Source organism: Sphingobacteriaceae bacterium, assembly GCA_016715905.1.
Taxonomy (GTDB): Bacteria; Bacteroidota; Bacteroidia; order B-17B0; family Aurantibacillaceae; genus Aurantibacillus.
Genome location: JADJXI010000005.1, coordinates 466,762 through 481,635 on the forward strand (window position 1 = coordinate 466,762; position 14,874 = coordinate 481,635).

Annotated in this window: 13 protein-coding genes, 2 tRNA genes and 1 rRNA gene; 12 read left to right on the plus strand and 4 right to left on the minus strand. The window is 36.8% G+C overall.

Going from position 1 to position 14,874, the window contains the following annotated elements; translation table 11 throughout:
- Positions 1 to 73 precede the first annotated feature (73 nt).
- On the plus strand, positions 74 to 643 hold the full coding sequence (locus IPM51_09805; GenBank protein ID MBK9284598.1) for a DUF502 domain-containing protein: 570 nt from the start codon (positions 74 to 76) through the stop codon (positions 641 to 643).
- A 218-nt stretch (positions 644 to 861) separates the two neighbouring features.
- Here IPM51_09805 and IPM51_09810 read toward each other — a convergent pair whose 3' ends face one another.
- Positions 862 to 1,023 (minus strand): hypothetical protein, encoded by a 162-nt coding sequence (locus tag IPM51_09810; GenBank protein ID MBK9284599.1) that lies wholly within the window; start codon positions 1,021 to 1,023, stop codon positions 862 to 864.
- 186 nt (positions 1,024 to 1,209) lie between these two features.
- Between IPM51_09810 and IPM51_09815 the strand changes: the two genes are divergently transcribed.
- The 7 genes from IPM51_09815 to IPM51_09845 all read left to right on the plus strand — a co-directional run bounded on the left by IPM51_09815 (position 1,210) and on the right by IPM51_09845 (position 9,034).
- Positions 1,210 to 2,163, plus strand: coding sequence for an ATP-binding cassette domain-containing protein (locus IPM51_09815; GenBank protein ID MBK9284600.1), 954 nt, complete (start codon positions 1,210 to 1,212; stop codon positions 2,161 to 2,163).
- Between the two features lie 2 nt (positions 2,164 to 2,165).
- The gene (locus IPM51_09820) at positions 2,166 to 3,500 is read left to right on the plus strand and encodes an ABC transporter permease (protein MBK9284601.1); all 1,335 of its coding nucleotides are present in this window, start codon (positions 2,166 to 2,168) and stop codon (positions 3,498 to 3,500) included.
- 66 nt (positions 3,501 to 3,566) lie between these two features.
- Positions 3,567 to 4,595, plus strand: a complete 1,029-nt coding sequence (locus tag IPM51_09825) for a histidine kinase (GenBank protein MBK9284602.1) — start codon at positions 3,567 to 3,569, stop codon at positions 4,593 to 4,595.
- Between the two features lie 11 nt (positions 4,596 to 4,606).
- Positions 4,607 to 5,320, plus strand: coding sequence for a response regulator (locus IPM51_09830; GenBank protein MBK9284603.1), 714 nt, complete (start codon positions 4,607 to 4,609; stop codon positions 5,318 to 5,320).
- Between the two features lie 47 nt (positions 5,321 to 5,367).
- A complete protein-coding gene (porQ, locus tag IPM51_09835) occupies positions 5,368 to 6,429 on the plus strand; it encodes a type IX secretion system protein PorQ (GenBank protein ID MBK9284604.1) in 1,062 nt (353 codons plus the stop codon).
- 104 nt (positions 6,430 to 6,533) lie between these two features.
- Positions 6,534 to 8,351, plus strand: coding sequence for a hypothetical protein (locus tag IPM51_09840; protein MBK9284605.1), 1,818 nt, complete (start codon positions 6,534 to 6,536; stop codon positions 8,349 to 8,351).
- A complete protein-coding gene (locus tag IPM51_09845) occupies positions 8,348 to 9,034 on the plus strand; it encodes a gliding motility-associated C-terminal domain-containing protein (protein MBK9284606.1) in 687 nt (228 codons plus the stop codon). The genes IPM51_09840 and IPM51_09845 overlap by 4 nt, the downstream gene beginning before the upstream one ends.
- Position 9,035: 1 nt before the next feature.
- Here the strand turns inward: IPM51_09845 and IPM51_09850 are convergent, their stop codons facing one another.
- Positions 9,036 to 10,664, minus strand: coding sequence for a S41 family peptidase (locus tag IPM51_09850; protein MBK9284607.1), 1,629 nt, complete (start codon positions 10,662 to 10,664; stop codon positions 9,036 to 9,038).
- 24 nt (positions 10,665 to 10,688) lie between these two features.
- Here IPM51_09850 and IPM51_09855 point away from each other — a divergent pair, with 24 nt between their 5' ends.
- Entirely contained in the window at positions 10,689 to 11,171 is a 483-nt protein-coding gene (locus tag IPM51_09855; protein MBK9284608.1) for a hypothetical protein, read from the plus strand.
- A gap of 9 nt (positions 11,172 to 11,180) precedes the next feature.
- Here IPM51_09855 and gldD read toward each other — a convergent pair whose 3' ends face one another.
- Entirely contained in the window at positions 11,181 to 11,771 is a 591-nt protein-coding gene (gene gldD / locus IPM51_09860) for a gliding motility lipoprotein GldD (GenBank protein ID MBK9284609.1), read from the minus strand.
- A 9-nt stretch (positions 11,772 to 11,780) separates the two neighbouring features.
- Complete coding sequence (gene ssb / locus IPM51_09865; protein ID MBK9284610.1) at positions 11,781 to 12,149, minus strand: single-stranded DNA-binding protein; 369 nt, start codon at positions 12,147 to 12,149, stop codon at positions 11,781 to 11,783.
- Positions 12,150 to 12,769: 620 nt separating this feature from the next.
- Here ssb and IPM51_09870 point away from each other — a divergent pair.
- The 3 genes from IPM51_09870 (at position 12,770) to IPM51_09880 (ending at position 14,707) form a co-directional block, all read left to right on the plus strand.
- Positions 12,770 to 14,291 (plus strand): 16S ribosomal RNA (locus tag IPM51_09870).
- A gap of 253 nt (positions 14,292 to 14,544) precedes the next feature.
- A tRNA-Ile gene (locus IPM51_09875) sits at positions 14,545 to 14,618 on the plus strand.
- 15 nt (positions 14,619 to 14,633) lie between these two features.
- A tRNA-Ala gene (locus IPM51_09880) sits at positions 14,634 to 14,707 on the plus strand.
- The last annotated feature ends 167 nt before the right edge of the window (positions 14,708 to 14,874 follow it).

Here is a 14,874-nt window from a genome sequence, read left to right on the forward strand (position 1 = left end):
TAAAAACGCATCGTTCAATACTTTTTTTTTAATGTCATTCATCATTCCTCGGAATGTCGAATTTTGATACACGATGAAAAAGTTTTTAGGTTATTTTATTCAGGGTTTAATACTTTTTATCCCCTTAATTATTACAGTTGCGGTGTTAATTAAGCTATTTGATTTTTTTCAAGGCGTGTTTGATTTTATTGGCATTAGTCAACATGCCATTGTAAATACAGGCTTAGGTTTACTGGTTACCTTAACTTTTGTAACGGTATTAGGAATTTTAGCCTCTTCTTTTGTATTTAGAAGTTTGTTTTCTTTTTTTGAAGACAAGTTAGAGCATGCGCCTTTTATTCGGCATATTTATTCTCCTTTGAAAGATTTCACCAATGCTTTTATGGGGAATAAAAAACGCTTTAACAAACCTGTTTTAGTGCTTACCAATCCGCAATCAAATGTGGAAGAGATCGGATTTGTAACCAGTGAAGATTTGAGTGAACTGGGCATTTCCAATAAAGTGGCAGTGTATTTACCTTTATCCTATTCTTTATCGGGTAAATTAATTATTGTTCCATCCTCTCAAGTCACTCCTTTAAAAGCCGAGGCTGCTGAAGTAATGAAATTTACGGTGAGCGGCGGGGTGAGCGATGTAGATTAGGACTTTTCAAACGGGCGAATTTATTCTTACATCTTAATTTCATTTTCTATACTGCGCCAACGATTGAACGAAAAGCCCTGTGTAAAATTTAGCTTAGTGTTTGAGGAGCGAGAAGGCGACCGGAGGAAGCCTTTGCAGCCCAACAAACACTGTTAAATTTAAACAGGCTTGAAGTGAAAGCGTGTTAAGGCGCCCAAATAATTAAAGAGCATTTAATCCTACTTATTAGTTTGCTTTAAATGAATTTTATGAAAGCCAAGTCCTTTACACGCTTCATGATCACACATAATTGGATTTGATGTGGCCATAGCCCGGCTTATAATTAATAAAGTAAAAATAAAGGTGATCAGCATGGCGGTTAATAATTTATTATTTTTCATGATTTCTAAGTATTAAAGGGTTAATAAATCTAATCTTGTTCTTTATTATCTTTTACGCTCTCCATCATGCAAAGGTTAATGAATTTGTATAAGTGTAAAGGAGTAATACAACAACTGGCAGGTTTAAATAAATAAGTGGTAAGCCTTTAAATTAAACCTGAATAATTAGTAATTTAGCCACGGTAAATGTCAAATATCCTCGAAATAAAATCTGTCTCAAAGAAGTATAGCAATCACCTGGCTCTAAACAATGTTTCACTCAATGTACCCACTGGTTCGGTGTATGGTTTATTGGGACCAAACGGAGCTGGAAAAACTTCTTTAATTCGCATCATCAATCAAATTACCGGACCCGACAGCGGAGAAATATTTTTTAAAGGGGAAAAATTAGCACAAAAGCATGTAGAGTCTATAGGTTATTTACCGGAAGAGAGAGGATTGTACAAAAAAATGCCGGTGGGCGAACAAGCCATGTACCTGGCGCGTTTAAAAGGATTATCCAAAGCCGAAGCCAAGAAAAGATTGGATTATTGGTTTGAAAAATTTGAAATGCAGGGGTGGTGGAAAAAGAAAATTGAAGAGTTAAGTAAAGGCATGCAGCAAAAAGTACAGTTTATCGTAACTATTTTGCATGAACCTGAACTATTAATTTTAGATGAGCCATTTAGTGGTTTTGATCCTATTAACGCGCAATTGATAAAAAATGAAATTTTGGAATTGAGAAAAAAAGGGGCAACCGTTATTTTTTCAACACATAATATGGGAAGTGTGGAAGAGTTGTGCGATAATATTGCTTTAATTAATCGCGCTGAAAAAATTCTGGAGGGAACCGTAAAAGAAATAAGAAAAGATTTCAGAACTAATACTTTTAAAATTGCATTTGAAGGAAACTTGTTGGGTTTCACAAATACCCTTTGGGCCGGCGGTGAAATTTTGGATAAGGAATCAGAAGGTGAATTCCATCAGGTAACCTTAAAATTATTGAATAATGCAACGGCTAATCAACTTTTAGAAGCTATTTTACCAACTTGTAAAATACACTCGTTTCACGAAATAGTGCCCAGTATGAATGATATTTTTATAATGAAAGTGAATTCTGAAAATATTATTAGCGGAACAAAAAGCAGTTTAACAGAATAGATATGGGTAAAATTAAACTGATAATAGCACGCGAGATAAAGTCTAAGTTAACCAACAAGGCTTTCATCATCATGACTTTTTTGGGTCCCTTACTCATTACCGGATTTTTAGCTTTCATAATTAAAATGTCGCAGTCCGATAAAACCGATCAAAAAGTGTTGGTGGTAGATGAGTCAAAATTATTTGTAGGCAAATTGGTTGGTAATGATTTTATTGAACTCACTTATACCGATAAAGCCTTGGATGATGTGGAAACTAAATTTTCGGATATGGGTTATACCTGTTTGCTATGGATAGCGCCCAATATTATTTCCGGTGGAGGAGGGGCAACCAAACTTTTTTATAAAAAATCGCCGGGTTTTGCTTTCCAAACCTACATTAAAGATCAAATGGAAAAAATTGTTTATGAAAATAAACTAAAGGCCAACAATATTGATCCGGTAATTATTTCTAACGCTAAAACCAGCGTAAAATTAATTTTGGAAAAAGTAGATGATAAGGGTAAAGTAGCAGAGGATAGTAGTTTTTCATTTTTTGGATTTATTACCGGGGCACTCATGTTTATGTTTATCATTATGTATGGCATGATGGTTTTTAGAAGTGTGATGGAAGAAAAAACAAATCGTATTGTAGAAGTTATTGTTTCATCGGTTAAACCTTTTCAGTTGATGGTGGGTAAAATTATTGGTGTAGCTATATTAGGAACCATTCAATTTATTGTAATGGGCATTGTAACTTTTACCTTAACTACGGTTTTGTCAACTGTTTTTCTGAAAGATTCCATGTCGGAATTACAAAAATTTACTGAGCAACAAGAATTGGTGAAAAAACACGGCACTAATATTAATCTGGAAGATTTGCAGCGATATGATGACAAGCTGGAGTTATTTGATATTCTGAAAAAAATAAAAAAAATTGATTTTACCGAAGTCTTTATTTGTTTTCTGTTATACTTTATAGGCGGGTATCTTTTTTACAGTTCAATTTTAGCGGCTATTGGAAGTGCGGTGGACTCCGAATCCGACGCCCAGCAATTTATGACGCCCATAATGATTCCGCTTATGGTCGGTTATTTTATTTCCACCAAAACTATTTTGGACCCCGATTCCACCTTGGTGTTCTGGGGCTCTATGATTCCCTTCACTTCACCAATTGTAATGATGTCGCGGATTACCAATGGCGTACCTTTGTGGGAAATCATTACTTCCATTGGATTACTTTATGTTTCTTTTATTTTCACCACCTATTTAGCTGCTAAAATTTACCGCACAGGCATATTAATGTATGGTAAAAAAACCGGCTGGAAGGAAATAGCCAAATGGCTTTTTTATAAATAAAAGTTGCGCCTATTTGTAAAACCGTATTGTGTTTATTAATAGTTTGCAGTAACTTGGTAACTAATAATGTTTGCGGCTTCTAAAATATATTGGATTTGTCAGTTACTGGGCTGGTCATTATACGTGTTTATTAATTTAATTTTCTTTGGTTTAAAAAACGAAGCTACCACTTTTAAAGAGTTTACTATTTACTTATTGCAACTACCAATCGGAATCGGGTTAACCCATTTATACCGGCAGTTATTATTGCATTATAATATTCAGGAAAAAAAGTTTCCTGCTCAACTCGTATTTGTATTAATCTGTTCGCTTATCATGGGAATAACCTTCTTTTTTCACACCACCGGATTACTAATTTACTTTAAAGTTATTCTTACCGACTTATCTTCCTTTTATATTTTTCAAATCACCTCTAACTATACTTTGGTGTTTTGTTTGTGGAGTGCTATTTATTTTGGATTTAAATATTTTCAGAATTATAAAAAGGTTGAAATCGATTCCTTAAGATATGCTGCTGCAAATAAGGAGTCGGAGTTAAGCAGCTTAAAGGCACAGTTAAATCCGCATTTTATGTTTAACAGTATGAATAGCATTCGTGCATTGATTGATGAAAATCCGGTGAAAGCTAAAAGTGCAGTAACTCAATTATCGGGTATATTAAGAAATACGCTATTATTAAATAAGAGCAAGGTGATTCCGCTTTCTGAAGAGTTGGAGTTGGTTCAGGAATATCTGAAAATGGAAAAAATCAGGTACGAAGAAAGACTTAATTTCGAATTTAAAATTGAAAAGGAAGTTCTACATAGTTTGATTCCTCCTTTTATCATTCAATCTCAGGTTGAAAATGCCATCAAGCACGGTATTTCTAAATTACCCGGTAATGGCAATATTATCATTGAAGCCTTTAAATTGGGCGAGTTTTTGAAAATAAAAGTCTCAAATACCGGAAAAATAAGCACAGAAAAGCCCTTAACAGGGGTTGGATTTCAGAATTCCATTCAAAGATTACAATTATTATTTGGCATTGAAGGCCAAATTTTCATCAGTGAATTAAACAATTTGGTAGTTGTAGATATTAATATACCTTTGAAATAAATTTAATTGATATGAAAGCAATCATTATTGACGATGAGCGTTTAGCTAGACAGGAGTTAAAAAGCCTTTTAGCGCAATACAAAGAAATTGAAATAATTGCCGAATGTGCGGATGCAACCGATGCCGTTGCGAAAATCAGCGAACTAAAACCCGATGTGATATTTTGCGATATTCAAATGCCCGGTAAAACCGGACTAGAAATGGTGGAAGAAATTTCAGGCGCTGTAGATGTTGTTTTTGTAACGGCTTATGATGAGCATGCTTTAAAAGCCTTTGAACTGAATGCGTTTGATTATTTATTAAAGCCCGTTCAACCTCAGCGTTTAGCTGAAACAATCAAAAAATTAACAATAAAAGAAGGTGTTTCTAAACCAGAAAATAACACGCCACTAACAACGGCTGATATGGTTTTTATAAAAGACGGTGATAAATCTTGGTTTGTGAAAATGATTGACATCAAACTTTTTGAGTCGGAAGGAAACTATGTGAGAGTTTATTTTGATAATAACAAGCCACTTATTCTTCGCAGTTTAAATAGTTTAGATTCTAGATTAAGCGAAAAGGATTTTTTCCGAGCCAGTAGAAAACACATCATCAACTTAAATTATATTGAAAGTGTTGAGCAATGGTTTAATGGCGGTTTAAACGTAAAGTTAAAAGATGGTAGGGAAGTAGAAATTTCTCGCCGACAAGCCGTTAAACTCAAGGATATGATGAGTTTATAAACCGCAATTCATTACAATAAAACAATTATTTTAGCGTTAATGGTCAGTTGAGGCATCTTACATTAATAATTTTATTTTCAGCATTAACCATCTCTGTTTTCCCGCAGGTAGGCGGAACTAAATCTTATCGTTTTCTGGATATCCCAATGACTGCAAGAGCAGCTGCTCTTGGCGGATCAAATATGTGTATTTGGGGCGACGATATAAATTTAATTTACAGTAATCCTGCTTTGTTAAACCCATCCATGTCTAAACAAGTTACTTTTAATTATTCCAATTATATAGGTGATTTAAACTTTGGATATTTAGCGTACGGCCATGATTTAAAAAAATATGGTACAATAGGAGGTGGAATTCAGTTTTTTAATTACGGCAAATTGCAAGGATATGATGAGTTTGGAGAAAAAACCAACCAGTTTAAGGCCAATGATTACAATATTGGTTTAAATTATGCTAAGTCATTAGAAGATTCTTCTTTTAATATAGGTATTGCTTTTAAAACTTTAATTTCTCAATACGATGTTTATCGCTCTTTTGGTAATGCCATTGATTTTGGAATAACGTACCATCATGATAATGGTTTAACGCTTTCTTTGTTGGCTAAAAATATTGGATGGATTTATAAGAGCTACTCCAATTTGTTACCGAAAAAAGAGCCACTACCACAAAATGTTCAATTGGGCTTGAGTTACAAATTAAGTAAGGCCCCTTTTCGCATGTTTGTAATTTACGATCAGTTGAATAAATGGAATCAACGTTACATCAGTCCGGTGGATACTGCCGGAAAAACCAGTCCTTTTAACAGCGAAGAAGTTCCTAAAGATTCATCCAAATGGCAAAAATTTTCAAAGCGATTTTCGGCCGGAGGAGATAATTTTTTACGTCATATTACTATTGGAACAGAAATAGTAATTACTAAAAATTTTATGGTACGTATTGCTTATAATCACCGCCGCCAACGCGAAATGATTTTACCGGAAAGGCGAGGAGTAAATGGTTTAAGTTTGGGATTTGGTTTCCGGATTAAAAAAATGGGTTTTGCCTATTCATTTACAAAAATGGCTTTCCCGGGAAATTCCAGTATTTTCAGCTTCACCTATCAAATTTAGATTTTCGGGATTCTTTTCCAACCACTTATGACTTACTAAAAACCACTTATGAAGTAAGCATATTTCTAGTTCCTTCATTTTGTATATTTAGGATGGATTAATCGGTGAAAAAAGTCGCATTTATAATTGTATTTATCTTTACATTTTTGTTGGATAAAAAATCCAATGCACAATGCGCTTTTCCATTTTTCAGTAGCGGAGTTTTTAATTGTTTAACTAATACAGCGGTCGGTGATTATACCATTAGCGGCAGTATAGCTCCTCATACTATTACCATAGTTAATACCATTACCGGAGCCACTTTATATACCACAGTTTTGCCAACCAACACCGGAACTATACCTCCAGTGCCGGTAGGAAACTATAGCGTTTACGGCATAACTTCAGCCCCGGGTTGTACCTTTAATGTAAGCTCTTTCAATGTAACTTCAGGTATTTCTCCCTCCAACTTATCTGTAATTGCTAGTGCGGCTTGTTCTCAATCAGCCACAGGAAGTGCAACAGCCTTTATTTCCGGAAATGGATTAACCCCTCCTCATACTTATACCTGGTCAACCGGTTCAAATAGTAATGTAATTAATAATTTGTCAGCCGGAATTTACACAATCATTGCAGCTGGCTCTAATAGTTGCACATTAAGTAAAACAGTGCAGGTTTTTGCTCCTCCTTCCGCAATAATAGCTTTTTCAGTAACACAACCATCTTGCGCTAATTCAACCAACGGCGCGGTTTCTTCCAATGTAAGTAACGCACCACCGGGTTATTCATACACTTGGCAACCGGGCGGAAATAATACTTCGGGGTTGAATGCTATTCCGCAAGGCATTTATACGCTTACCGTGAAAGATGCAAGCGCCTGTTCTACAAAAAGTGTAATAAATGTAGTTGCTGTTAGTTCCATGTCTGTTAGCAATTCAACTAATCCCGAAAATTGTACCGCTATGGATGGGGCATTTACTTTAAATCCAACCGGCGGGGCAGCTCCATACACATTTTCAACAATTTCTGTAGGTTCACATTCTGCTAATTTCTTAAACGGCTTAAGTAGTGGTGTTTATACAACAATTGTAACTGACAATGTGGGTTGTGTTGATACAATAAAAACAATAGTCGGAAACCTGAGTACCGTTAGTTTAACTATTGTAAATTCTAATACTATTCAGTGCTTTAGTCAATGTACCGGCTCTGTTCAATTAAATGTTTTGAGTGGTATTGCGCCTTATACCTTTAGTGCAACGGGTACTCCATCAACTACAAGTAATATCATTACCAATCTTTGCGCAGGCTTAATTACTTTTAAGGTTATTGATGCTGCGGGTTGTCCTGCCACCACAACTTTAAATTTCACAAGTCCGCCTGTTTTTGCTTATTCTGTGGCCAATGTTCCGGCTATTTGCGTTGGGAAAACTTTTACTTTGAGTGCCAATGCTACTGGCGGAGCCGGAAATTATAGCTATGTATGGAATCCGGGTAATTTATCCGGACAAAATATTATTCAAACTGCTACTGCCACTACCATTTACAGTCTGAATGTTTTTGATGCAAATAATTGTACTTTGGCTCCTTTTTTGGTAACGGTTAGCGTTAACCCGCCATTAAGTATTGGATTAAATTCATCCAATTCCGGTATTTGTCCTGGAACAACCGCACAAATTTCACCAACAATTACCGGAGGAGATGGAAACTATCTATACAATTGGGTTCCCGGAGGATTTACCGGATCATCTATTTATATTGAAAATGCTTCCGTTCCTGTTTATACGCTTACCGTAACGGATGTTTGTGGTTCTATTCCAGCTGTTAAAATTATAACCATCAATATTTTCCCAGTAACAACACCGGCTTTTTCTCTTAGTGCCTCACAAGGATGTGAGCCTTTTGTACCACATTTATCAATACAACACCTAAGTCTTCAAACGTGATATGGAACTATGGAGATAAGCCATTTGAACAAATGGGTGCAACAACCAATTATTGTTACGAGAAAAGTGGCACCTATAATGTTCGATTAACGGTGAACGATTCAAATAATTGCAAAAGCGCTTTTACCTACAGTAATATAGTTCAGGTTTTTGCGAAACCGGTGGTTGGGTTTATAACCAATCCGGAAATCATCACTTTAAATAACAGCTCAGATGTAGAAATAATCAATACCACCTTAGGTGGAAAAACTTTTAAATGGGAAGTAAGTGGACTTGATTATGGCATTACACAAGATATAAAATATACATTTTTGGATACAGGTTGCGTTTCATTTAAACTAATGGCCTTGAGTGATCAAAATTGTGCCGACACCTTAATGAAAAATATTTGTGTGGTAGAAGCTTTTAATGTTTGGATACCCTCTTCATTTACACCGAACGGTGATGGTTTGAATGATGAATTTAAATGGCAGGGAACCGGATTTTCGGAAAACGATTATTTATTTGAAGTATATAATCGATGGGGAGTACGTTTATTCAGAACACAGGATATAAATATAGGGTGGGATGGAAAATTTAAAGGTTCAGGAATTGAAAGCGGACAATACCTGTGGTATATAAACATGAAAGATAATCAGCAGGTGACTCACAAAATGAAAGGCTTTGTTGAGGTGTTAAGGTGATTTATTTCTTCTTTTCCAAAACTTCAACCGCTTTATTAATGCAATTGTCGTTTTGATTTAAGATGGGATAATAAGCTTCATCATCAAATAAATTTCTTCCTATCAGGGCTTTAATAATATGGTTCAATCCTTTTTCATTCCCGTTAATGCGCAAATCGTTTTTGTTTTTAACCAGGTAGTTATTCAAACTTTCAAATTCCGAAGCTCCGCATTTGAATTTTTTAATGAACTCTGCTGCTGAACTGTATTTTTTCAAAAATGAATTTCTGTTTCTGTCGGTATACTCAAAACAATAGCCGTTTATTATTCCGTAATTAAAAAGTTTATTCACTACGTGTGAGTATTTGGAAGAGTCCAGAGGTACAAAAACATCGGGAATAATACCACCTCCGCCATAAACAATTTTGCCTCCCGGCGTTTTAAATTGCTGTGATTTATCCAATTTAATACTATCAATATTATATAATTCGCCATGCGTATATCTATCAAATTCCTCATATAAATAAGCGTTTAATCCCTTGTTATAAGGTTTTTGAATACATCTGCCTGTTGGGGTATAATAACGCGCAATGGTTAATCGAAAAGCTGAACCGTCTGGCAAATCAATTTGATCTTGAACCAAACCTTTTCCAAAACTTCTTCGGCCTATAATGGTGGCTCGGTCGTTATCTTGCAAAGCACCGGCAACTATTTCACTGGCACTGGCACTGCCTTCATCAATGAGTACGGCCAGTTCTTTAAATTCAAATCCGCCTCGGGTACTTGCTGTGTAAACTTTTTTCGGGTGGGCTCTCCCCTCGGTATATACAATTTGCAAACCGTTAGTTAAAAATTCATCGGCTAATTCAACTGCGGTTTTTAAAAAACCCCCGCCGTTTCCTCTCAAATCCAAAATGAGTTTTTGCATTCCTCGTTTACTTAAGGTATTAAATGCCTTTAAATATTCTTCATACGTGGTGCTGGCAAATTTGCTGATTTTAATATAACCAATATTCGGTGTAACCATATACGATACATCTAAACTGAATAGCGGTATTTTGCCTCGAGTAATATTAAAATCAATTAATTTTTTACTGCCACTTCTTAATATAGAAACTTTCACGTCGGTTCCGCTGGGTCCACGTAGTTTATCAAATACTTCTTTATTGGAAATTTTTACTCCGGCTACAATTTTATTATTTACACGAATAATTTTATCGCCTGCTTTTATGCCTAGTTTTTCCGAAGGTCCGCCTTCAATCGGATTAATTACACGTATAGTATCGTTATAAATATTAAATTCTACTCCAATGCCGTCAAAATTTCCTTCCAAGGGTTCATTAACAGCTTCAAATTCGGATGCCGGAATATAATCGCTATGCGGATCTAAACTTTTAAGCATAGAAGTGATAGTACTGTTTTCCAATTGGATTTTGTTTACCGTGTCTACATACTGCATGGTGATATAATCCAATAGGTTATTTATTTTTCCTCCATTTTTTACCGGGTGCTTGCTGGCAATTAAATTCGAATCCGATCCAAAAGTCAAATAATATCCAGCGCCAATTCCAATAGCTAATACCACTGCAAAATAGAAAGGTAAAAAGGGATTGAATTTGGGTTGATTGTCCTTTTGAAAGTGAGAGTCCACGTTTATTTTTGTAAATTTGTTTAAATGTATTCTGCAAATGTAATTAAATACAACAAGTTAATCCATCGTATTATTGGGTTTTTGTTTATTATAACATTTGTGTTCGTATTAACATCATGTAAAAAAAATAAAAAGGAAGATCAGAAATTGGTAGATCATCCTGTACCTTCTGTTCCTGTAGATATGGTTCTATATCCCAACGATCCGTTAAATTTTAAATTACAAGGTATTGGGGGCTGGCAATATTTAAATGGCGGTGTATATGGTATTATTATTTATAGAAAATCAGAACAGGAATTCACTGCACTTGAAAGATGCTCTCCTGAATTGCCTAATAATCCCGATGCTAAAGTAAAAGTACTACCAGATAATTTTACTTGTTTGGATTCTATTAGCGGTTCACAATGGCAAATAGTAGACGGGAATTTGATTCAAGGACCAGCAACATGGAACTTGAGGCGTTATTCAACAAGTTTCGATGGTAATGTGTTAAGAATTAGAAACTAATAACTGCCTTTATTTTTTCCAGGCTACTGTATTTATTAATTGAAGCACATCTTTTCTTAAATAATCCACAACAATTTTTAAGGAATCTGTATTAGGCACTGAATTAAAATAAAGAGCTCCTCTTAAAAAATGTTTACTGCTATCGGTAACGTAAAATTGTACGGAAGAAGCTGTATTTCCGGCAATATCAAATAACAAACCATACACCTTGGCGCTATCTCTCATAATTACAGTTTCATCCAACCCGGTGGCTTTAATCTGATGCCTGTTTGCAAAGTTGTGCGAGTCTTCAATGTAATCTAAAACATTATTATTTATTTCTTTGTAACTGATATGCAATGTTGCATTGAAGTTTGGAAAATTTAAGTTGTACCAGCACGGCTCAGCATTATTGTGTTTGTCGTTTGTTATTGCACTATAATCAGGAATATCAAATCGGAATGGACATAGTGAATCAAACGAGCGGTAATTTTTTTCCGGAAAAAAAATTCGCGGATACCCTTTTGGTTTAGGTGAATAGACTATTTCATCATCATTCTTACAGCCATTTACAATTAGGCTTAATACAAAAATTAGGATTGATATTTTTTTGGATGGCACTATCATAGACTAGTAGGGAAGAGATCCGGTACCGGAAGAATCTTCAGTTTTATTTTGAATAATTGTAAATGAGTCAGCTACAATTTCGGTAATATTTTTTCGAATACCGTCTTTATCATTCCAAACTCTGGTTTGAATTTTCCCTTCTAAATAAATTTGAGAACCCTTTTTGAGGTATTTAGAAGCGTTTTCAGCAACGGTCCGCCACATTACAATATTGTGCCATTCGGTTTGTTCAATTTTTTGGCCGTTTTTATCCCTGTAATATTCAGAAGTTGCCAATGAAAAAGTGGATTTGGCGACATTGTTTTCAAAATACTTTAATTCAGGATCTTTGCCTAAAAAGCCTAAGAGTATTACCTTATTAATTCCTGCCATATATACTTTCTACAATAATAATGATTAAAGTCTTCTAAATAAAAGGGTGTATTCATTAAAAATTAACATTCATTATCAGCCTTTTGCGTAGTAAAACTAAATTATTTTTGTGGGTGGAGAAAAAAGCAGTAATTTTGCACTCCGTTTTTTGAAGAGGTGTGCTAAAAGAATTACTGAGGAGACGAAAAGTTTTCAACAATTTTTTGAATAAAATTAGGATATAAGAAAAAGAGTATGTAATTTTGCACCCCGTTTTGAATGTAGGGTTGAGATTTTGAAGGGATTTACAGAGAGAAAAACGGTTGAAATGTTGAGTTTTTAATGCCCGAAAGGGAATATAAAATAAAACGTTCATTGAAATACTGATAGATTAAATGATAGCAAGTGATAAGGACTTTAGCGATGCGATATCGAACTAAAGTAGTATTAAAGAGAATCACACACGCTTTTAAGGTTTTAATTAACTTTATAAAGTACCCTGAGGGATGCGTTAACAGACATTTAACGATTCCTATAAGATTAATTCTATAAATAGAAAAGAATCAGCCAGTATGGAAGCAAGATCAGTTTTCAAAGTACATGAATTCGATCTCCATATGGAAGGAATCAAACTTTTTTTTACAACGGAGAGTTTGATCCTGGCTCAGGATGAACGCTAGCGGCAGGCTTAATACATGCAAGTCGAGGGGCAGCGGGAGTAGCAATACTTGCCGGCGACCGGCGCACGGGTGCGTAACACGTATATAATCTGCCTCTTACTGGGGAATAGCTCGGAGAAATCCGGATTAATACCCCATAACAGTTTCTACGGCATCGTAGGGACTTGAAAGCTCCGGCGGTAAGAGATGAGTATGCGGCTGATTAGCTTGTTGGTGAGGTAACGGCTCACCAAGGCAACGATCAGTAGGGGATCTGAGAGGACTACCCCCCACACTGGTACTGAGACACGGACCAGACTCCTACGGGAGGCAGCAGTAAGGAATATTGGACAATGCCCGCAAGGGTGATCCAGCCATGCCGCGTGCAGGAAGAAGGCCCTATGGGTCGTAAACTGCTTTTGTACAAGAGAAAACCCCCTTACGTGTAAGGGGCTGATAGTATTGTAAGAATAAGCATCGGCTAACTTCGTGCCAGCAGCCGCGGTAAGACGAAGGATGCAAGCGTTATCCGGATTCATTGGGTTTAAAGGGAGCGTAGGCGGCTTAATAAGTCAGTGGTGAAATCTTCTCGCTTAACGAGAAAACTGCCATTGATACTGTTGAGCTTGAGTACAGTTGCCGTTGGCGGAATATGACATGTAGTGGTGAAATACATAGAGATGTCATAGAACACCGATTGCGAAGGCAGCTAACGAAGCTGTAACTGACGCTGAGGCTCGAAAGTGCGGGGATCAAACAGGATTAGATACCCTGGTAGTCCGCACTGTAAACGATGATTACTCGCTGCTGGGAGGTAACTTTCAGTGGCTTAGCGAAAGCGATAAGTAATCCACCTGGGGAGTACGCCGGCAACGGTGAAACTCAAAGGAATTGACGGGGGCCCGCACAAGCGGAGGAGCATGTGGTTTAATTCGATGATACGCGAGGAACCTTACCAGGGCTTGAAAGTTAAGGAATGATTTTGAAAGAAGTCAGTCAGCAATGACCTGAAACTAGGTGCTGCATGGCTGTCGTCAGCTCGTGCCGTGAGGTGTTGGGTTAAGTCCCGCAACGAGCGCAACCCCTACCATTAGTTGCCAGCATGTTATGATGGGGACTCTAATGGAACTGCCCGCGCAAGCGGTGAGGAAGGTGGGGATGACGTCAAGTCATCACGGCCCTTACGTCCTGGGCTACACACGTGCTACAATGGCCACTACAGAGGGCTGCTACCTGGCAACAGGATGCAAATCTTCAAAAGTGGTCTCAGTTCGGATTGGGGTCTGCAACTCGACCCCATGAAGCTGGATTCGCTAGTAATCGCGCATCAGCAATGGCGCGGTGAATACGTTCCCGGGCCTTGTACACACCGCCCGTCAAACAATGGAAGTTGGGGGTATCTAAAGTCGGTTGCCGCAAGGCGCCGCCTAGGGTAAAACTAATAACTGGTGTTAAGTCGTAACAAGGTAGCCGTACCGGAAGGTGCGGCTGGAACACCTCCTTTCTGGAGCCATCCCTCACTATAGGGTGAGAAGGTGTGTGGTACTCTTTACTATTTTTATTTGTCTTATGATAAATAAACCTACACTGCTATCATTTAATCTATCGGTTTTTAAAACTGAAAATTAGCCTGAACATTACCCATGGCTAAACAACAAGCAAAAGGACTTGAAAGTCAAAAGGCAAAAGCCAAAAAGCAAAAGATGATCAATACAAGATTTCGGCTTTTCACTTTAAACTTTTGACTTACTAAATATAGTCTCGTAGCTCAGTTGGTTAGAGTACCACACTGATAATGTGGGGGTCCGCGGTTCAAATCCGCGCGGGACTACAAATCTAAAGTTATGGGGGATTAGCTCAGCTGGCTAGAGCACCAGCTTTGCAAGCTGGGGGTCATCGGTTCGACTCCGATATTCTCCACAGAAGTTCACCTATTAAAAGTGAACATTTGTTCTTTACTAATTTTGAATTACGCCCGGCGGGGGCCGCTTGTTAATACAATCGAATCGGTTCAAGTCCGTAAATTCAGCAAATCCGATTTCGGATTCAGTTCTTTGACATATTGAATAAGACACGAGACTCAATAG